This window comes from Serratia sp. UGAL515B_01, assembly GCF_033095805.1.
Lineage (GTDB): Bacteria > Pseudomonadota > Gammaproteobacteria > Enterobacterales > Enterobacteriaceae > Chania.
Genome location: NZ_CP109901.1, coordinates 2,776,361 through 2,795,223, shown reverse-complemented (window position 1 = coordinate 2,795,223; position 18,863 = coordinate 2,776,361). Strand labels below are relative to the sequence as shown.

Annotated in this window: 16 protein-coding genes and 1 pseudogene; 7 read left to right on the top strand and 10 right to left on the bottom strand. The window is 50.0% G+C overall.

Translation table 11 applies throughout. From position 1 onward, the window contains the following. Positions 1-51: 51 nt before the first annotated feature. From fur to ybfF, 4 genes are all read right to left on the bottom strand, one after another. A complete protein-coding gene (fur, locus tag OK023_RS12560; RefSeq protein ID WP_317693055.1) occupies positions 52-498 on the bottom strand; it encodes a ferric iron uptake transcriptional regulator in 447 nt (148 codons plus the stop codon). A 246-nt stretch (positions 499-744) separates the two neighbouring features. After that, the gene (fldA, locus tag OK023_RS12555) at positions 745-1,284 is read right to left on the bottom strand and encodes a flavodoxin FldA (RefSeq protein ID WP_317693053.1); all 540 of its coding nucleotides are present in this window, start codon (positions 1,282-1,284) and stop codon (positions 745-747) included. 303 nt (positions 1,285-1,587) lie between these two features. Beyond that, the gene (ybfE, locus tag OK023_RS12550; protein ID WP_317693052.1) at positions 1,588-1,875 is read right to left on the bottom strand and encodes a LexA regulated protein; all 288 of its coding nucleotides are present in this window, start codon (positions 1,873-1,875) and stop codon (positions 1,588-1,590) included. Between the two features lie 290 nt (positions 1,876-2,165). Next, positions 2,166-2,936 carry an esterase gene (ybfF, locus tag OK023_RS12545; RefSeq protein WP_317697682.1) on the bottom strand — a complete coding sequence of 257 codons (771 nt, stop codon included), beginning with the start codon at positions 2,934-2,936 and terminating at the stop codon, positions 2,166-2,168. A gap of 426 nt (positions 2,937-3,362) precedes the next feature. Between ybfF and seqA the strand changes: the two genes are divergently transcribed. Both seqA and pgm read left to right on the top strand, forming a co-directional pair. Next, the gene (seqA, locus tag OK023_RS12540) at positions 3,363-3,902 is read left to right on the top strand and encodes a replication initiation negative regulator SeqA (protein WP_317693051.1); all 540 of its coding nucleotides are present in this window, start codon (positions 3,363-3,365) and stop codon (positions 3,900-3,902) included. A 76-nt stretch (positions 3,903-3,978) separates the two neighbouring features. Next, positions 3,979-5,622, top strand: a complete 1,644-nt coding sequence (gene pgm, locus OK023_RS12535) for a phosphoglucomutase (alpha-D-glucose-1,6-bisphosphate-dependent) (protein WP_317693050.1) — start codon at positions 3,979-3,981, stop codon at positions 5,620-5,622. 62 nt (positions 5,623-5,684) lie between these two features. On the opposite strand, the gene kdpE is transcribed toward pgm, so the two are convergent. From kdpE to OK023_RS12505, 6 genes and pseudogenes are all read right to left on the bottom strand, one after another. Continuing rightward, entirely contained in the window at positions 5,685-6,374 is a 690-nt protein-coding gene (kdpE, locus tag OK023_RS12530) for a two-component system response regulator KdpE (RefSeq protein WP_317693049.1), read from the bottom strand. A gap of 18 nt (positions 6,375-6,392) precedes the next feature. Beyond that, positions 6,393-9,085 (bottom strand): annotated as a pseudogene (gene kdpD, locus OK023_RS12525) (two-component system sensor histidine kinase KdpD). Positions 9,086-9,096: 11 nt separating this feature from the next. After that, the gene (gene kdpC / locus OK023_RS12520) at positions 9,097-9,666 is read right to left on the bottom strand and encodes a potassium-transporting ATPase subunit KdpC (protein WP_317693047.1); all 570 of its coding nucleotides are present in this window, start codon (positions 9,664-9,666) and stop codon (positions 9,097-9,099) included. Between the two features lie 65 nt (positions 9,667-9,731). Then, on the bottom strand, positions 9,732-11,801 hold the full coding sequence (kdpB, locus tag OK023_RS12515) for a potassium-transporting ATPase subunit KdpB (protein ID WP_317693046.1): 2,070 nt from the start codon (positions 11,799-11,801) through the stop codon (positions 9,732-9,734). Positions 11,802-11,826: 25 nt separating this feature from the next. Then, positions 11,827-13,515, bottom strand: a complete 1,689-nt coding sequence (gene kdpA, locus OK023_RS12510; RefSeq protein ID WP_317693045.1) for a potassium-transporting ATPase subunit KdpA — start codon at positions 13,513-13,515, stop codon at positions 11,827-11,829. Then, a complete protein-coding gene (locus OK023_RS12505; protein WP_317693044.1) occupies positions 13,515-13,604 on the bottom strand; it encodes a K(+)-transporting ATPase subunit F in 90 nt (29 codons plus the stop codon). Before OK023_RS12505 ends, kdpA begins: the two co-directional genes overlap by 1 nt. 403 nt (positions 13,605-14,007) lie before the next feature. On the opposite strand from OK023_RS12505, the gene OK023_RS12500 reads away from it, so the two are divergent. The 5 genes from OK023_RS12500 to OK023_RS12480 all read left to right on the top strand — a co-directional run bounded on the left by OK023_RS12500 (position 14,008) and on the right by OK023_RS12480 (position 18,844). Further along, on the top strand, positions 14,008-14,214 hold the full coding sequence (locus OK023_RS12500) for a YbfA family protein (RefSeq protein WP_317693043.1): 207 nt from the start codon (positions 14,008-14,010) through the stop codon (positions 14,212-14,214). A gap of 473 nt (positions 14,215-14,687) precedes the next feature. Further along, complete coding sequence (locus OK023_RS12495) at positions 14,688-15,641, top strand: 2-thiouracil desulfurase family protein (protein WP_317693042.1); 954 nt, start codon at positions 14,688-14,690, stop codon at positions 15,639-15,641. Between the two features lie 16 nt (positions 15,642-15,657). After that, positions 15,658-17,082 (top strand): deoxyribodipyrimidine photo-lyase, encoded by a 1,425-nt coding sequence (phrB, locus tag OK023_RS12490; RefSeq protein WP_317693041.1) that lies wholly within the window; start codon positions 15,658-15,660, stop codon positions 17,080-17,082. A 22-nt stretch (positions 17,083-17,104) separates the two neighbouring features. Continuing rightward, the gene (locus OK023_RS12485; protein WP_317693040.1) at positions 17,105-18,085 is read left to right on the top strand and encodes an MBL fold metallo-hydrolase; all 981 of its coding nucleotides are present in this window, start codon (positions 17,105-17,107) and stop codon (positions 18,083-18,085) included. A gap of 15 nt (positions 18,086-18,100) precedes the next feature. Continuing rightward, a complete protein-coding gene (locus OK023_RS12480) occupies positions 18,101-18,844 on the top strand; it encodes a type 2 GTP cyclohydrolase I (protein ID WP_317693039.1) in 744 nt (247 codons plus the stop codon). Positions 18,845-18,863: the final 19 nt, after the last annotated feature.

The window sequence follows — 18,863 nt, the reverse complement described above, 5'->3', positions numbered from 1 at the left end:
AAAAAGCCGCCATGCAATGAAGGCGGTTTTCTCAATACGCTTGGCGTGAAGTTATTTTTTATCGTGTAGTGACTCATCTGCACGGCAGTCACCTGTTTCACAGTGGCCGTACAGATACAGACTGTGGTTGGTCAACTTAATACCGTGTTGTTTGGCGATATCACGCTGGCGTACTTCGATAGGCTCATCGCTGAATTCGATCACCTTGCCACAATCAAGGCAAATGAGGTGATCGTGGTGGTCCTGCTGTGTCAGTTCGAATACAGACTTGCCACCTTCAAAGTTGTGACGAGTGACAATGCCGGCGTCATCGAATTGGTTCAGCACGCGGTATACGGTTGCCAGACCTATCTCTTCACCCATGTCTATCAGTTTTTTGTACAGATCTTCCGCACTGACGTGATGGCATTTCGGGTCCTGCAATACTTCCAGGATTTTGAGTCGCGGAAGCGTGACTTTTAAGCCGGCCTTCTTCAATGCGTTGTTGTTGTCAGTCATGCGGGTTCAGTCCTGTTACTATGCAAATCAAGTTAAGGCGTTATCGCCTGTGGCAATCGGTTGGCACAAAGAGTTAACTGCGTCTCATTATAGAACCGGTTACTGTAAATAGTAACCTTTAGCCACTAACAAAGCTATCTTTGCACTGTCGCAGGCTGCTTTGTGGGGTTTGGCTGCGCCCCTTAATTGACCGACAGCGGTACAATTAAGGGGAAGGGGCTGTACGGTACAGGCCAAATGGCGTATTTATCCGACGATATCAGCCAAGCTCAGTTCTTCGCTGATCTGTTTAACCCAGGCTTCAACACGTTCGTTGGTCAGTTCAGGCTGGCGATCTTCGTCAATGGCAAGACCAACGAAATGATGGTCATCAGCCAGCCCTTTAGAGGCCTCGAAATGGTAGCCTTTAGTCGGCCAGTGGCCCACGATAGCAGCACCGTGTGGTTCAATGATGTCCCGAATCGTCCCCATGGCGTCACAGAAGTATTCCGCATAGTCTTCTTGATCGCCACAGCCGAATAAGGCAACCAGCTTACCGTTGAAATCGATATCTTCCAACGTTGGGAAGAAGTCATCCCAATCACACTGTGCTTCCCCGTAGTACCAGGTTGGGATACCAAGCAGTAAAATATCAAATGCTTCCAGATCTTCTTTGCTGCTCTTGGCAATGTCGTAAATTTCGGCGACATCGTTGCCGTATTTCTGGCGAAGAGTTTTTTGGATCATTTTGGCAATGTTTTCGGTATTGCCAGTATCGCTGCCAAAGAAAATGCCTACATGAGCCATATTACAGATAACCTTTTAATTCAATGGATTGTATTGCGTAAACGCGGTATGAGAACGTGCTTTCATCGTTCAAATTATCTGGGGTTGGCTGCGCACTACCTGTCGACATTGCATCTTAAGGCTAGCGTTTGCCGCCTTTATACACCCGGATTATCTTAAACATAAGGCACGGTTTCTCATCCGTAAATGCGTATCATGCCAGAAATTTGCCTCAAGGTTTTATCATGTTTATGCGATGCCTTGACTTATCTATACGTGCTGATTAGGCATGGCACCATCCTTAACGCCATGCCTTTAACAAGATCATTGTTCAGGATACTCTTCCGCCAACTGTGCTAACAGCATCTGTTCAATTAACTCACTGCGGCTGATATTGCGCTGACCAGCCAGTTGGTTAAGGGCATCTACCGCATCAGCGTTAATTTTTAGCTCCACACGCCTTAAACCACGTACTTTGTCACGCCGCAGTTGATTGCGCTTATTGATTCTGAGCTGTTCATCACGGGAGAGCGGGTTGGTCTTCGGGCGCCCCGGACGGCGCTCATCCGCGAACAGATCTATCGTCGTGCGATCCGTTTGTTCTTTTGCCATAGTAGGTAGCGGTACTGCAAGGGAGTTTGCATCCCAAAAATGCTATATCCGGAGCCTGTCAAATGGCAGGTTCTCAAGTGTATCGCGTTGTTGGAAAGCTTGATTAACACAATTCAGGCCAAAAAACCCTAACCAAATTCACCCCCAGCCTGCGCTGACTCACACGTTGGACTGGGCGGCAAAATTATAGCGCGTCATCTTACCCTAGCGGAGGGCGCACCGACAATGCCAAACTTGGCCACAAGCACGCTAAGCCATTATCTTTAGCACGTTTTTTCGCCATTACACGTTTATGAAACGTCAAGGAAGCGACGAATAACCCGTAATACGCTCTCTGGTTTCTCTGCATGAACCCAATGACCGGTACCAGCAACAACATGAGCACGAGCTTGTGGGAATTGGCGGATGATGCCTTCGCGATAGTTATCCTGTACGTAAGGAGAAAGCCCACCACGGATAAACAACGCTGGACGTGGCCAGGGAGGAATATCCTGCCAGCCGATAATATTTTCGTATTGTTCAATCAATACCGGCAGGTTGAATCGCCAGGTTCCCGCATGGAAGGACTTCAGCAGGAACTGGATCACGCCTTCTTCATCCAGATATTGGCGCATCAATAGGGCTGCTTGTTGACGTTGTGTGATGCCTGCATCGCTCACAGCTTGCAGAGCAGCAAAAATCCGATCATGACGACGGGTGTTGTATGCCACGGGGGCTATATCGATCACTATCAGTTTTTCAATGCGCTCGGGGGCTATTGCTGTTAATGCCATTGCCGCTTTCCCTCCCATAGAATGGCCAATAATGATGGCTTTATCTATCCGTAACGCATTCAACAGAGTTAACAAATCTTCTGCCATCGCTCGATAAGTCATCTCGGTAGAGTGCGGGGAAAGCCCATGATTGCGTAGATCGACTTTCAACACATCATAGTGTTGGCTCAGATCGCGTGCTAGCACGCCCAGGTTGTCCAGATTGCCAAAGAGGCCATGGATCAAGACGATGGGTAATGTTGCCGTGGTGGAAACCTCTTGGGGCAACAATTGATAATGTAGTTTCATGGTTAAGTTCATGACGTTGAGATATTTGGTTAAGGTATCATGATATTGATCTACTTGATGAGTCATGTGGGCTCTTCATGCCAAACCCAGAGTTCGCGAGTGCTGAAGTAGGAAACCTGAACTTGGATTTTCTTGTTTGATCGCCATCGCCGTATTGTTGTTCTCTGCTCTAGATGACCGTTCAATAGTGCTGGTGCGTAATTAGCGGATACAGCCTGATGTTAGATTTGCAGTTATCTGTACCAGCCACCCTTTTTCTAAACATTCCCCAAAGTCATAGCGGTAAAGTTGGCGGGTCCTCTAGAGTCTGTTAATCTAGCCAAAGGCAGTGAATTACAGTAAAACCAGATATATAAATATGTAGGTGAAAATTAAGTTTTTCTTTAAATACCATAAAAATCAATTGCATTATCGTTTTGGATAAAGATGAAAACTATAGAAGTTGACGAAGAACTTTACCGCTACATTGCCAGCCATACGCAGCACATTGGTGAAAGTGCGTCTGATATTTTACGGCGCATGCTGAAATTTACCGCAGGCATTCCTGCACGTAACATGTCAACTGTTGTTGAGGCGGCTCAGGCTAATATGCCTGTTGTTGCCGTTCCAGCAAAACTGTCGCATGAGCGTGTTGTGCATGAACTACTGTTGTCGAATGAGTATACCGAACAGAATAAAGCGATAAATCGTTTTATGATGATACTTTCCACTTTATATTCTATTGATCCAAAAGGGTTTTCAATAGCAACCGATGCGTTGCATGGGCGCACTCGTACCTATTTTGCTGGCGATCAGCAAACGTTGTTGGCAAACGGAACGCATACTAAACCCAAGCAGGTTTCAGGTACGCCTTATTGGGTGATTACTAACACTAATACTGGCCGCAAGCGTAGCATGATCGAACACATCATGCAGGCTATGCAGTTCCCGGCGGAACTGATCGAGAAAGTTTGCGGTACTGTCTAATTTAGCAAACAGCCTGTGACGGTGGTCGTAAGCGATATGTTGCCCGGCCGCGGTACTGGCATAAGGGAGAGAGTCGATGGCGAATGACCCACGTGCCGGGCAACCCGCTCAGCAAAGTGATTTGATCAACGTAGCTCAACTAACGTCACAGTATTATGTGCTTGAACCGGAAATCGGTAATGCGGCTCATGCTGTAAAATTCGGCACATCAGGGCACCGTGGCAGTGCTTTACGCCAGAGTTTTAATGAAGCGCATATCCTGGCGATAGCACAGGCTATCGCCGAAGTTCGCCGCGAGCAGGGCACCACTGGCCCTTGTTATGTAGGCAAGGATACTCATGCTCTCTCTGAGCCCGCCTTCATTTCCGTGCTGGAAGTTTTGACTGCCAATGGTGTTGAGGTTGTTGTACAAGAAGATAATGGCTTCACACCAACACCGGCTGTGTCACATGCTATCTTGTCGCACAACCGTAAAGGCGGAGCAGTCGCTGACGGCATTGTTATTACGCCTTCGCACAACCCGCCGGAAGATGGTGGTATTAAGTATAATCCGCCAAACGGTGGCCCCGCTGACACTAATCTAACTTCGGTGATTGAAAAACGCGCCAATGAGCTACTGACACTTAAATTACAGGGTGTTCAACGTCAATCGTTGGAAAAAGCCTGGAATAGTGGCTATCTTCATGCTCAGGATTTGGTACAGCCTTATGTCACTGGGCTGGTGGAAATTATTGATATGCCAGCTATTCAGCGGGTGGGGCTGAAGCTTGGTGTTGATCCACTCGGTGGTTCTGGCATTGCATACTGGCAGCGGATTGCCGAGCATTACAAACTTGATTTAACGTTGGTTAATGATTCGATCGATCAGACTTTCCGTTTCATGCACCTTGACCATGACGGTATCATTCGCATGGACTGTTCTTCTGAGTCGGCAATGGCCGGTTTGTTGGCTCTGCGTGATAAATTCGATCTGGCCTTTGCTAACGATCCAGACTATGACCGCCACGGTATTGTCACGCCAAAGGGCCTGATGAACCCGAACCATTATTTGGCGGTAGCCATCAATTATCTTTTCCAACATCGTCCGCAGTGGAGGGAGGATGTTGCTGTGGGCAAAACTTTGGTATCCAGTGCGATGATCGACCGTGTGGTTGCCGATCTGGATCGCCAACTGATAGAAGTCCCCGTGGGTTTCAAATGGTTTGTTGAGGGGCTGTTTGATGGTTCTCTTGGATTTGGTGGTGAGGAAAGCGCTGGGGCTTCATTCTTGCGTTTTGACGGTACGCCTTGGTCTACAGACAAAGACGGTATCATCATGTGTCTGCTGGCGGCAGAAATAACAGCAATCACCGGAGAAAATCCGCAGCATCATTATGATGATCTGGCTAAACGCTTTGGGGCACCGAGTTATAACCGTCTACAGGCACCAGCAACGTCAGCACAGAAGGCCGCCTTGTCGAAGTTGTCGCCAAAAATGGTAACAGCCAGCACGTTGGCAGGCGATCCGATTACTGCACGTTTGACCACCGCGCCGGGTAATGGAGCTTCGATTGGTGGCCTGAAAGTGATGACTGATAATGGTTGGTTTGCTGCTCGCCCTTCAGGCACCGAAGAAGCCTATAAGATCTACTGTGAGAGTTTCCTCGGGGTTGAACATCGCGAAAAGATAGAGCACGAAGCCGTTGAAATCGTCAGTGCAGTACTGGCCTCCGCAAAATAGTGTTTTCTTTTTATGCTCGCGCGAGTGGCTCCCTAGATCGTTGTTAGTAGCGTCCACATGAGTTATGGCATAAACCGGTAACCAACGCCGGTTTCTGTCAGTAAATGCTTTGGGCGTGCCGGATCTGTTTCCAGCTTTTGTCGCAGATGGCCCATATAGATCCGTAGATAATGGCTGTGTTCAACGTAATTGGGTCCCCAGACATGGCTCAGCAATTGGCGCTGGGTAATTACTTTGCCGGAGTTTGCCAGTAATTCTGCCAGCAAACGAAACTCGATAGGTGTCAGGTGCAGGTCTTCACCATCACGCAGTACCCTGCGGTTGATCAGATCGACAGTGATATCCGAGAAGGTTACCACAGGATTTTCTTGTGAGTTACCGGAGTGGCGACGTAGCGCAACTCGCACTCTGGCCAACAATTCCCCAATGCCAAAAGGTTTGCACAGATAGTCATCAGCACCGGCATCCAATGCGGAAATTTTGTCTTCTTCTGCATGGCGTGCTGAAAGCACGATCACCGGAATTGTGCTCCATTGACGCAAATCGCGGATGTAGTTTAATCCATCGCCATCAGGCAACCCCAAATCAAGGATGATCAGATCTGGTTTACGCGTGCCGGCCTCGATCAGCCCACGTTGCAGCGTTTCACTTTCAAACACCCGCAAACCCTCGCTCTCCAGCGCGGTTCTTACAAAGCGCCGGATCTCTTTTTCGTCTTCAACAATCAAAATATTGGTTGGCGATGTGGTCACGGGGCCTCTATCGTTCGATCATAGGTCAATATCATCTCCCTCCAGCTCAGGGACTTTTTCCAGCGGCAGCATAAAGCGGAAGCTGGCTCCGCCTTCTTTGCGATTTTCTGCCCAGATACGACCGCCGTGAACTTCAATAATGGCACGACAAATCGCTAACCCCAAGCCCACGCCAGGAATTGCTGACTCTTTATTGCCGCGAGAGAATTTATCAAAGATAAGCTGTGTTTGCTCAGCCGGAATACCTGGACCGTTATCCCAAACCTCGACCTCAAGCCATTCTGGTAGGCAATGCGCACGTATACCGATAGTTGCTTCGGAACCTGCATATTTATTGGCATTTTCCAACAGGTTAGTGAAAACGCGTTCAAGTAGGCTTCCGTCGCAATTGACCAGCACCATCTCTTTGGGTAGTTCAACTTTGATTTGATGCAGCATGAGTAGTGGTTCCAGCATATGCAGAGACGCCCCGACAATCTCCTCCAAGGATTGCCACTCTTTGCGCAGGTTAAAACCGCCGGATTGGATGCGTGCCATATCTAGCAGGTTGTTCACCAGGCGAGTAGTGCTCAACACCTGCTGGCGGATTTGGCTGGCTTGCGTTGCGTGCTTAGAGCCTTCAGCCGCCAAATCCAGTGTGAGTATTTCCGCCTGGCCAAACAGGACGGTGAGTGGTGTTCGCAAATCGTGCGAGAGTGCAGCCAGCAACGAATTGCGTAGCTGCTCCCGTTCCGCCTCTAGTTTGGCGACTTCTGCACTGCGCGCCAGGTGCAGACGTTCTAAAGCACTGGCAATCAGCACAGCGAAAGTCTGTAGCAAGCGCTGTTGTTCCGGCACCATAAGTTGGCGCAGATTATTTGGCTCAATAGCCAACAGACCAAACGTCTGTTTGGAGGTGCTTAGTGGCATCAATTGGTAATGGACACCGGGCAAGGTGTCGGTGCCCGCACCGGCAGGTAGACCTTTGCCATAACTCCAGCGTGCGATGGCTTCATCCACCGACAGTAGACCCCCTTCTTCAGCTACCACTTGTTTTAAAGAACCGTCTTCTTGTGGCAGTAGTAATGCGGCTTTCGCCTGAAAGCTGCTGGAAAGAAAATAGCGACTGGTTTTAGCAATATCTTCACTGCTTAATGCTTTACTGAGCCCACGCGACATTTCATACAAATGTCGTGCTCGTTGTTCGCGATAACGCGCAACTCTGGCTTGGTAGCGAACCCCAGCTGTCAGATTTCCTATAGTGATACCCACGGTTAGCATAACGGCAAACGTCAGCAGGTACTGCATATCGCTAATGGCAAACGACCATTTGGGTTGGACAAAAAAGAGATCGAAGCTGGCAACGTTGATGACTGCCGCCAGTACCGAAGGCCAGCGGCCATAGAATAACGCGATAATAGCCACACCCAACAGATAGACCATCACCAGATTAGCTTGATCAAAGCCTGGGAGTAACCATTGCGACATCAGCGTTATGATGGCGCATAGCGCTACGGCCACGCCACATCCTCGTAATTGAAAACGCCATTTTTCGCTAAAGGTACGGCTATCATGCTCTTTGATTTGTGGCAGCGGTGCATCGTTTTCCAATGCCACGATCACCAGATCGAGATCTGGTCCAAGGTGGCCAAGGCGATCGGCAAAGCTGCCACGTAACTTCCAACGTTGTTCACCTCGGCGGCCAATAATGATTTTCCCCAGATTATGTTCCCGCGCATAACGTAATACCGCGCGCTCTTCCGAGGGATCGGAAAGGGTGGCTGTTTCTGCCCCCAGCTCTTGTGCCAGTCGTAAAGCCCGCAGAATAGCTCTCCGCTGATTTTCCGGCAGGCGATGTAGTTTAGGTGTTTCGACATAGACCGCGTGCCAGTGGCAACCAAGGCGAGCCGCCAGCCGCGCAGCGATACGCACCAGTTTTTCGCTGCCGCTGGTATGGCCGACGCAGAGCAAGATACTGTCGCGCGTATGCCAGACTTTTTCACGCCCTTGGGTTTCGCGGAAGGCTCGCATTTGATCGTCGACGCGGTCAGCGGTGCGTCGCAGTGCCAGCTCGCGCAAAGCAATCAGGTTACCTTTGCGGAAGAAATGCTCAATGGCACGTTCTGCCTGGCCAGGAATATATACCTTCCCTTCATTTAACCTTTGACGCAGGTCGTCAGGGGGAGATCCACCAGCACTACTTCTGTTGCCTCATCAAAAACATGGTCGGGGACCGTTTCTCTTACTCTCACACCGGTAACACCGCCAACGATGTCGTTAAGGCTTTCCAGATGCTGGACGTTAACCGTAGTCAATACGTCGATACCGGCATCCAGTAACTCCTCCACGTCTTGCCAACGTTTCGGATGACGAGAACCGTGGGCATTGCTGTGTGCCAGCTCATCCATGAGGATCAATGCCGGATGGCGTGCTAGGGCAGCATCAAGATCGAACTCATGCAGCAGACGACCGCGGTGTTGGATGCGTTTTTGTGGCAGGATCGTCAACCCATCAAGCAGAGCTGCGGTTTCGCTGCGGCCATGTGTTTCCACCACGCCAACCAGAACATCAAGCCCCTGTAACCGCAGCCGTTGCGCCTCTTGCAGCATGGCGTAGGTTTTGCCAACACCGGCACAGGCACCAAAGAAAACCTTCAGCTTGCCACGCGGTTTTTCATTGGCTAATGCTAATAGGCTGTCAGGATCGGGGCGTAGCTGTTCCTCATCCACCATAAGGGTTCCCTTTATTTCAGCGCATCCAAGGCCATATTGAGTTTAAGCACGTTCACCACCGATTCCCCCATAAAATTTGGCGTCGCCTTATCTGTGTTTTCTTCTATCAGCTTGGCGACCTGTGCCTCAGGGAGTTGACGTGCTTGGGCGATACGGGCCAATTGGTATTGCGCGGCAGCAACGGAAATCTGAGGGTCAAGCCCACTCCCTGACGCGGTCAACAGATCAACAGGAATAGGGCCGCTCATTGTCGGGTTAGCCTGACGGAGTTGTTTAACCCGTTCGGCAATCGCTTTATCCAAAACCGGGTTGGTGGCAGCTAGATTGCTGCCGCCGGATGCTAAGGCATTATAAGCCGAGTCACCGATCGCGGAAGGGCGCCCCCAGAAATAGCCCGGTTGGGAAAAATTCTGGCCAATCGAAGCTGATCCTACCACTTTATCGCCCTGGTAGAGTAGTGAACCATTAGCTGCTCCGTTGAAGAGCAATTGTGATAACCCGGTGGTTAGCAATGGGTAGGCGATACCGGTGATCAGCGTTAGCAGGACCAACATAACCAGTGAAGGGCGCAAGTAAGACATGATGATTTCCTCGTTATTTTCTTCATACCTGCAAGTTGCAGGCTGATTGCCACGGCCTGAAAGCGTTAGTTCGCCATATTTATCGCGGTTAACAGCAGGTCGATCAGCTTGATCCCCACAAACGGTACCAGCAATCCCCCAGCGCCATACAGCCACAGATTTCGCCGCAGCAGTGCTGCGGCGCTCATCGCCTTATAACTCACGCCTTTCAACGCCAGTGGAATTAGGAACACGATCACCAATGCGTTAAAGATCACCGCCGACATAATGGCGGAGGAAGGGGAGTGTAGCTGCATAATGTTCAGCGCATTTAACTGTGGATAGGTTGCCGCGAAGGCTGCGGGAATAATGGCAAAGTATTTCGCTACATCGTTGGCAATACTGAAAGTGGTGAGTGAGCCGCGCGTCATCAGCATTTGTTTGCCAATATGCACCACTTCAATCAGCTTGGTAGGGTTGGAGTCAAGGTCAACCATGTTACCTGCTTCTTTTGCAGCTTGAGTGCCAGAGTTCATGGCAACCGCCACGTCGGCTTGTGCCAAAGCGGGGGCATCATTTGTCCCGTCACCGGTCATTGCCACTAGGCGACCCTCCGCCTGGTACTGCCGGATCAGCGCCAGTTTGGCTTCAGGCGTGGCCTCTGACAGAAAATCGTCTACGCCCGCTTCGGCAGCGATAGCAGCAGCGGTCAAACGATTGTCCCCGGTGATCATCACCGTTTTGATGCCCATTTTACGCAACTCGGCGAAGCGTTCTTTAATCCCACCTTTAACGATATCTTTCAGTGCGACCACGCCGAGCACCCGTGACCCTTCGGCCACGACCAGCGGTGTGCCACCGGTACGCGCGACGCTTTCCACCAGATCGTCTACGGCACGGGGGAAATGGCCATGATTGGATTCTACGTGGCGACGAATGGCATCTACCGCGCCTTTACGGATCAAGCGATCCTGCACGTTGACACCACTCATACGCGTTTGTGCCGAGAAAGGAACAAAGGTCGCGTTCAACGCCTGCAAATCACGTTCACGTAAATTGAAGCGTTGTTTTGCCAGTACCACAATACTGCGGCCTTCTGGTGTTTCATCAGCCAGTGATGAGAGTTGTGCGGCGTCTGCCAGCTCTTGCTCCTTGACACCTGGTGCAGGTAGGAACTCAGAAGCCTGTCGGTTACCAAGAGTAATGGTCCCGGTTTTATCCAACAGCAATACGTCTACGTCACCAGCCGCCTCCACTGCCCGTCCACTGGTGGCGATGACGTTGGCACCCAGCATCCGGCTCATTCCGGCGACACCAATGGCAGACAGTAGCCCTCCGATGGTGGTCGGGATCAGGCAAACCAGTAAAGCAACCAACACGGTGATTGATACTATGGTGCCGCTACCCGCGGCTTCTACGCTGTATTGTGAGTAAGGGAACAGCGTTGCCGTTGCCAGTACGAACACAATGGTCAACGCAACCAGCAAAATAGTCAGGGCAACTTCGTTAGGTGTTTTACGACGTTTGGCACCTTCTACCATAGCGATCATGCGATCGAGGAAGGTTTCTCCCGGATTGACACTGCATTGTACGATCAGCCAATCAGACAGGACGCGGGTCCCCCCCGTGACTGAAGAGAAGTCACCACCCGATTCGCGAATAACCGGAGCAGATTCGCCAGTAATGGCACTTTCATCGACCGAGGCACCCCCTTCAAGCACCTCGCCATCGCAAGGGATGGTGTCACCAGCCTCAACCAACACCATATCACCTTTACGCAGGCTTTCTGCCGATACTCTCTCGGTAGGGGCACCGTGCTTTGGCGAGACGAGTTTCTTCGCCCAACTGGTTTTTTTGGTTCCTTTCAGACTTTCTGCCTGAGCTTTGCTGCGCCCCTCTGCCAGGGCTTCGGCGAAGTTGGCGAAGAGTACGGTAAACCACAACCACAGTGAGATGCTGCCGGTAAACGCAGCGTTACCCTCGGTTTTACCTATCAAGATCGTCAGCCAGATGGCAGTGGTTAGGATACTGCCAATGTACACAACAAACATCACTGGGTTGCGCCACTGGACACGAGGCTCCAGTTTTTTCACCGCATCGATCAGTGCGGTACGCACCAGTGCAGGTTCAAATAGCGCACGTTGTTTGCGAGTCATCGTCTTTTTCTCTCTATTGTGACGGTTAGTTGGCCAACCAAAGCTGTAAATGTTCGGCTACCGGGCCCAGCGCCAGTGCTGGAACAAAGGTTAGTGCCCCGACCAGCAGGATGCTGCCGATCAACAGGCCGATAAACAGCGGCCCATAAGTTGGCAACGTTCCGTTACCTGCAGGCTGGCGTTTTTTGACACATAAGGAACCCGCAATGGCCAGAACCGGCAGGATCACCCCGAAACGGCCTACGAACATTACAAAGGCCAATAATAGGTTGTAAAACGGGGTATTCACGCTTAAGCCAGCGAAAGCGCTGCCGTTGTTGTTAGCGGCAGAGGAAAGGGCATACAGCACTTGACTGAAACCATGCGCACCTGGGTTGAGAATACCCGCGCGGCCGGCATCGGTGGCGATGGCTAATGCGCTTCCCAGTAGCACGAGAGTGGGTGTTACTAGGATGGCCAGAGCGGTCATTTTCATGTCATAGACATCAATTTTTTTGCCGAGGTATTCTGGTGTCCGGCCAATCATTAACCCGGCAATAAACACGGTCAGCAAAACGAACAACAGCATGCCATACAGACCGGAGCCCACGCCGCCGAATACCACTTCGCCAATCTGCATCAGCCACATAGGTATCATGCCGCCTACTGGCGTAAAGGAGTCGAGCATGGCGTTAACGGCACCGCAGGAGGCTGCGGTGGTTACTACCGAGAACATACTGCTGGCGAGAATACCGAAACGGGATTCCTTACCTTCCATATTGATGTTGCTACTACTACCTAGGGCACTTAAATGCGGATTGCCTGACAGTTCAGCGTTCATAACGACAATCACGGCAACGATAAAGATCAGGGCCATCGCCCAGATCAGGGCATGACCTTGGCGGTTCTCACCGGCAACCTGACCGAAAGAGAAGCAAAGTGCACAGGGGATCAGAAATATCGCTAACATTTGCACAAAATTGGTCAGTACCGTTGGATTCTCAAATGGATGTGCGGAGTTAGCGCCGAAGAATCCCCCGCCGTTGGTGCCCAGCATTTTGATTGCTTCCTGAGAAGCGACTGGCCCCATAGGTAAGGTTTGTTGCGCACCTTCTAATGTATTCAGATGCAGATAAGGCAGAAAGTTTTGCAATGAGCCTTGGCTGACAAAAAACAGCGCAATAATGAATGAGAGAGGCAACAGCACATATAAAGTAATACGTAGAATATCTATCCAAGGGTTACCAATAGTTGCGCTTGAATGACGTGCAAAAGCCCTGATCAGAGCGAATGCAACAGCGATACCGGTCGCGGCGGACAAGAAGTTCTGCACTGTCAGCCCCACCATTTGGCTGAAGTAACTCAGTGTACTTTCACCGCTGTAAGCCTGCCAGTTGGTATTAGTCACAAAACTGATGGCGGTGTTCAGTGCCAGGTCCCATGACAAACCAGGAAACCCCTGCGGGTTGAGTGGCAATGAACCTTGTGCCATCAACATTAGAAATAGCAGCACGATGCCAAGTAGGTTGAACCACATGATGGCCAGTGCGTACTGCCACCAGTTCATTTCTGCGGTGTCATTACCACAGCAGCGCCAGACAGCGTTTTCCAAATGGCGTAAGACTGGTAACAGTTCTCCATCGATCAGGCGCGCTAAAAAGGCACCGAGTGGGCGGGCCAGTAAAAGAAGCACCAGCATAAAACTGGCGATCAATAAGAAGGCTGAAGCTGCCATTAAAAGTCCTCCGCGTTAAACAGGGCATAAATCAGATAGCCCAGTAGTAAGAGAACCAATAGCGCGCCACCGATAACGCTGAGACTCATGGGACACCTCCCTTGGTGTGGTTTAGATAGTCTGAGTCTAGAGGCTAGATTGGAAAGAAACTGAAAAAATAGCAGCGATAGGTGTAAAAAAAGTATAAAAATGGCTGATTTTTAAGCTAAAAATAGCGTTTTTGTTCGCAGGATGAATGGAAGTGCCCACTTAATAAAAACCGTCTAAAAGACACGCTGCAACCAATGTTGAGTTTTTTATTAACCTATTTGTAACAAATTTACCTGTTCATGGGTATTTTTGCGATTTTTTTGTGCAATTTAGTGGTCGGATGAGTAGTAAAATTACACGAAATACGATAATATTTTGTTCAGTTTCCAATTTATCTTGTTTAACCGTTCATATTGCACTGTGCTTTGACAACACAGTGCGAATATTTTGAAGGAGGTTCGTATGTCTAACTATCACGCCTACCCGCTGCATCGGATCCTCTTGCGCCGAAGCGCAGTGATTCTGGTCGGTATTGTGGCTTTACCCGTGATGCTGTTCCGTAACGATCGTGCACGTTTCTACAGCTACCTGCACCGAGTATGGTCCAAAACGAGCGATAAGCCTGTCTGGTTGCAACAGGCAGAAATGGCAGCCTGCGACTATTACTGATTTTTACTTGCCGTCGTTTTTTCTAAACCCCTCGCTTCTATAGCGAGGGGTTTTTTATTTAGTATCCTCCCTTTATCCTTGCACTGTATGGTCGTATCCGCCTCCAATCTCTTCTATACTCGTTGCCATTCAAGCAGCAGTGCTGGCTATGGGAACTCGCGAAGTGTCGCTGTTAGCGGTGTTCAAACCTGCTACCTGCAGGTTTGAGGTTGATGACAAAGTCGCCTTCTAACCTGATATACCCAGGCTTGGCGCACTGAGGGGCACTACGGCGGCTTACGCCGTTACGACGCCATCGGTACGTTCTACCTAATAATGGGCTTTGTGAGCAGTCTGAAATCTGCGACCGGCAGGTTTGCGCTGCACCAGCTATATAGTGAGCTGAGTAGTTGTCACCAGTTGGCTACCTACCTGCAACTTGAATGAACTTGGGGATATACTCTCGACATTATCTGTGTTGCTGGAGGCGGGATATGAGTGACAAAATTACCATCGGCATCAGTGCTTGCCTATTGGGCAGCTCTGTGCGTTTTGATGGTGGGCATAAACGGTGTGAGTTTGCCGTTGAACAACTAGCGCCCTATGTACAATTTGAACCCATTTGCCCCGAGATGGCAATTGGTCTACCTACCCCTCGGCCTGCGCTAAGATTGATAAAAAGCGGGCAACAGACATTGCTGTGTAATAGCAGTGACCGTAATGTTGATTTGACCGATAAAATGCAACAATTCTCAGAGCAACGAGTGAGTAGCCTGCAACATTTATGTGGTTATATCGTTTGCGCCAAATCACCCAGTTGTGGGATGGAACGAGTCAAAGTCTACGATGAAAACGGTGCCGGGTCGCGCAAAAGTGGCGTTGGGTTGTTTACTGCCGAGTTGATGCGGCAGTTCCCTTGGTTGCCAGTGGAAGAAGATGGGCGTCTCAACGATCCTGTATTGCGGGAAAACTTTGTCGAACGCGTATTTGCCCTTTATGAACTGAATACGCTTTGGCATAAGGGGTTAACGCGTGGCGGGTTAATCGCGTTCCATAGCCGCTACAAGTTATTGTTGTTGGCGCACTCGCAGCCAGAGTATCGGGAGTTGGGGCGCTTTGTCGCGGGTATTGAAAAGTGGGATTCACTAGACGCGTTTGCCGTGGAATATCGCCAGCGCCTGATGACCTTGCTGGCGCACAAAGCCACTCGCCGTAATCACACTAACGTATTAATGCACGTTCAGGGTTATTTCCGTAACCAACTTAGTGGGGCACAACGCCAAGAACTGGCTCAGCTGATCGAACGCTATCGTCAAGGAGTGCAGCCACTGTTGGCACCGATTACATTGTTGAAACATTATATGGCTGAATATCCTGATAGTTATCTCGCACAGCAGCGCTACTTTGAGCCTTATCCAGAGGCGCTGCGTCTGCGTTACGGTCACTAAAACAGCAAGGAATGTTATGGCCACTCATCTGGTCTGGTTACGTAACGATCTGCGTATTACCGACAACAAAGCACTTCACGCCGCTTGCAGCGATCCTGAAGCTATTGTGTTAGCTGTGTTTATTGCAACACCTGACCAGTGGCAGAGTCATCATATGAGCAGCCGTCAAGCTGCCTTTATTTACGCCAATTTATTGCAGGTTCAACATGCCCTTGCGGAACGGGGGATTGAACTGATTACTCATCAATGTCACGATTTTGCTGAATCTGTTACTTGGCTATCAGCATTTTGTCAGCAACACCAGGTCACCACACTGTTCTACAACCGGCAATATGAAATCAATGAATTGCAACGTGACAGCCAACTCGAGAAGGCATTGACAGGGTACGTTACGTGCTACGGTTTCGACGATAGCTTGTTGCTACCACCAGGTAGTGTGCAGACAGGTAGTGGCGAGATGTACAAGGTTTATACGCCATTTCGTCGTGCCTTTCTCCAACGCTTGGCCGAAAGCGATGTGACCTCCTTACCAGCACCCCGCGCAAGGGGAAATGCTATCGAATATAGTGTCCCCAAAGTATTCGACTACCCATACGCTGAAATCGGTGATGCGTATCCTGCAGGTGAAGAGTCTGCGCTACACAGGTTGCGTACGTTTTGCCGTGAACAGGTACAAAACTATGCGAAACAGCGCGATCTGCCTGCTATCGCAGGGACCAGCAACTTATCACCGTATCTGGCGATCGGCGTACTCTCCCCCCGGCAGTGTTTTAACCGTCTGTATGTAGAATGTCCTGATGTGTTAGAAACACCGGAAAGCGGGGCGTTTTGTTGGTTGAATGAACTGATTTGGCGCGAATTTTATCGTCACTTGATGGTGGCATATCCATCACTATGCAAGCATCGTCCTTTTATCGATTGGACAGATAATGTCTGTTGGAACAGCAACGATGAAGCCTTACAAGCATGGCAAGAGGGGAAAACCGGTTATCCCATCGTCGATGCTGCCATGCGCCAACTGAATAAAACGGGTTGGATGCATAATCGGTTGAGGATGATCACTGCCAGTTTCCTGGTAAAAGATCTGTTGATCGATTGGCGTGCAGGTGAACGTTATTTCATGTCTCAACTGCTGGATGGTGATTTAGCTGCTAATAATGGCGGTTGGCAGTGGGCCGCTTCTACCGGTACGGATGCTGCGCCTTATTTCCGCATTTTCAACCCGACAACTCAAGGTGAGCGTTTTGATCCGCAAGGTGTTTTTATTCGTCAATGGTTACCCGAACTGGCGGAAATACCCGAAAAATATATTCATCAACCTCACCTCTGGGCGGAGAAACAGCGACGTGTGCTTGACTATCCGTTGCCGATTGTCGATCACAAGCAAGCCCGTTTGGATACGCTAGCGGCTTTCGAAGTTGCCAAGCAAAAGGGATCTTAGCGCAATAGCAAGGAACTTCCTGATGATGAAAAAAATACTGGCTCTTTGTTTAGGGGGATATTCCGCATGGGCATTGGCCGGTTTTGACGTAGTGGCACTCGGTGTTGATGGTGGTGTCAGTGATGGCAACCTGACCTCTTATCTGATCCGCAGTGACAGTCAGACACAGTATCTGGCATTGGATGCAGGGACACTGTTGCCTGGAATTGCCAGAGGGCTTGAAAAGGGCAGCTTTCCGCAGGTAACGCCTGAACTGGCGGCTCCCTATACGCCACAAGGGTACATATTTCGTAAATTAATCGACAGTTATTTTATCAGCCATGGACATCTTGATCATGTCGCGGGGTTGATTATCGCTTCACCGGACGATGAGAAAAAGACCGTGTATGCGCAGGCCGATACCGTACTGACTTTGCGTAATCATTACTTTAACTGGAAATCCTGGCCGAATTTTACCGATGCGGGTAATGGTACTCGACTCGGCACTTATCGCTTGCAGACTGTGCGGCCACAGCAACCTGTGACTCTGGGGCTGACTGGCTTGAGTGGGGTGTTGTACTCACTCAGCCACGATAATTACTCTTCCTCTATGTTGTTGGTTTCTGACCGTGAAGGGGCATTTGCTTATTTTGGTGATACCGGCCCTGATGTGTTGGAGAAATCGCGCAATTTGGACACCATCTGGCGCGTGCTTGGCCCACTGATTGAGCAGAAGAAGCTGAAAGGAATGATCATAGAAACTTCTTATCCTGACAGAGCGGAAGATCAGCATCTTTATGGGCATTTGACACCAACATGGTTACTGAAAGAGCTTAAAAATCTGCAACAGTACAGCGGCGGCGAGGGTTCATTGAAAGGTCTGCCGGTGGTAATCAGCCATATAAAACCAACCCTTAAACAAGGTGAGGATGTGCGAGCTATCATCAAGCAGCAACTGGAACAGGGTAATGATCTGGGCGTTAAATTTATCTTGATGGAACAGGGCGAACGGCAACAATTTTGAAAAAGTGAGATAAGTATGCGTAACATCGAACTGGAAAATCTGATCAATATCGAACTGAATTGTGCTGCTTTTCAGGACTATGCGCCTAATGGCCTGCAGGTGGAAGGGCGAGCGCAGGTTCAGCGTATTGTCACAGGGGTGACCGCGAGCCAAGCGTTACTGGATGCGGCGGTGGAACATCAGGCGGATGCTATTGTGGTGCATCACGGTTATTTCTGGAAAAACGAAGCGCCTGCCGTGCGCGGTATGAAGCGTAACCGGCTGAAAACGTTGTTGAGTAATGATATCAATCTTTATGCGTATCACTTACCCTTGGATGCGCACCCGGTGCTGGGGAATAACGCACAACTGGCGCAACTTTTGGGGATCCGTGTGCTCGGTGAGGTTGAACCTTTAGTGCCCTATGGTGAGTTTGAGCAACCGTTGGGCGGCAGCGAACTGCAAAGGCGCATAGAAAGCCGTCTTGGTCGTGCAGTATTGCACTGTGGCGATAATACCCCTGAGCATATACGCAAGGTCGCCTGGTGTACCGGTGGCGGTCAGGGATTTATCGATAGCGCTGCGTGTTTTGGTGTGGATGCTTTTATCAGTGGTGAGGTGTCTGAACAAACCATCCATAGCGCTCGTGAGTTGGGGGTACACTTTTTTGCTGCGGGTCATCACGCCACGGAACGTGGAGGTGTCAAGGCGTTGGGCGAGTGGTTGGCAGATCATCACGGTTTTGACGTAACCTTCATCGATATCCCTAATCCTGCCTGATCGCCTTCGGGTTCGGTTT

Coding starts and splice junctions, on each gene's coding strand:
- fur (WP_317693055.1), bottom strand. CDS start 498: ATGACTGACAACAACAACGCATTGAAGAAGGCCGGCTTAAAAGTCACG.
- fldA (WP_317693053.1), bottom strand. CDS start 1,284: ATGGCTCATGTAGGCATTTTCTTTGGCAGCGATACTGGCAATACCGAA.
- ybfE (WP_317693052.1), bottom strand. CDS start 1,875: ATGGCAAAAGAACAAACGGATCGCACGACGATAGATCTGTTCGCGGAT.
- ybfF (WP_317697682.1), bottom strand. CDS start 2,936: ATGAAACTACATTATCAATTGTTGCCCCAAGAGGTTTCCACCACGGCA.
- seqA (WP_317693051.1), top strand. CDS start 3,363: ATGAAAACTATAGAAGTTGACGAAGAACTTTACCGCTACATTGCCAGC.
- pgm (WP_317693050.1), top strand. CDS start 3,979: ATGGCGAATGACCCACGTGCCGGGCAACCCGCTCAGCAAAGTGATTTG.
- kdpC (WP_317693047.1), bottom strand. CDS start 9,666: ATGTCTTACTTGCGCCCTTCACTGGTTATGTTGGTCCTGCTAACGCTG.
- kdpB (WP_317693046.1), bottom strand. CDS start 11,801: ATGACTCGCAAACAACGTGCGCTATTTGAACCTGCACTGGTGCGTACC.
- kdpA (WP_317693045.1), bottom strand. CDS start 13,515: ATGGCAGCTTCAGCCTTCTTATTGATCGCCAGTTTTATGCTGGTGCTT.
- OK023_RS12505 (WP_317693044.1), bottom strand. CDS start 13,604: ATGAGTCTCAGCGTTATCGGTGGCGCGCTATTGGTTCTCTTACTACTG.
- OK023_RS12500 (WP_317693043.1), top strand. CDS start 14,008: ATGTCTAACTATCACGCCTACCCGCTGCATCGGATCCTCTTGCGCCGA.
- OK023_RS12495 (WP_317693042.1), top strand. CDS start 14,688: ATGAGTGACAAAATTACCATCGGCATCAGTGCTTGCCTATTGGGCAGC.
- phrB (WP_317693041.1), top strand. CDS start 15,658: ATGGCCACTCATCTGGTCTGGTTACGTAACGATCTGCGTATTACCGAC.
- OK023_RS12485 (WP_317693040.1), top strand. CDS start 17,105: ATGATGAAAAAAATACTGGCTCTTTGTTTAGGGGGATATTCCGCATGG.
- OK023_RS12480 (WP_317693039.1), top strand. CDS start 18,101: ATGCGTAACATCGAACTGGAAAATCTGATCAATATCGAACTGAATTGT.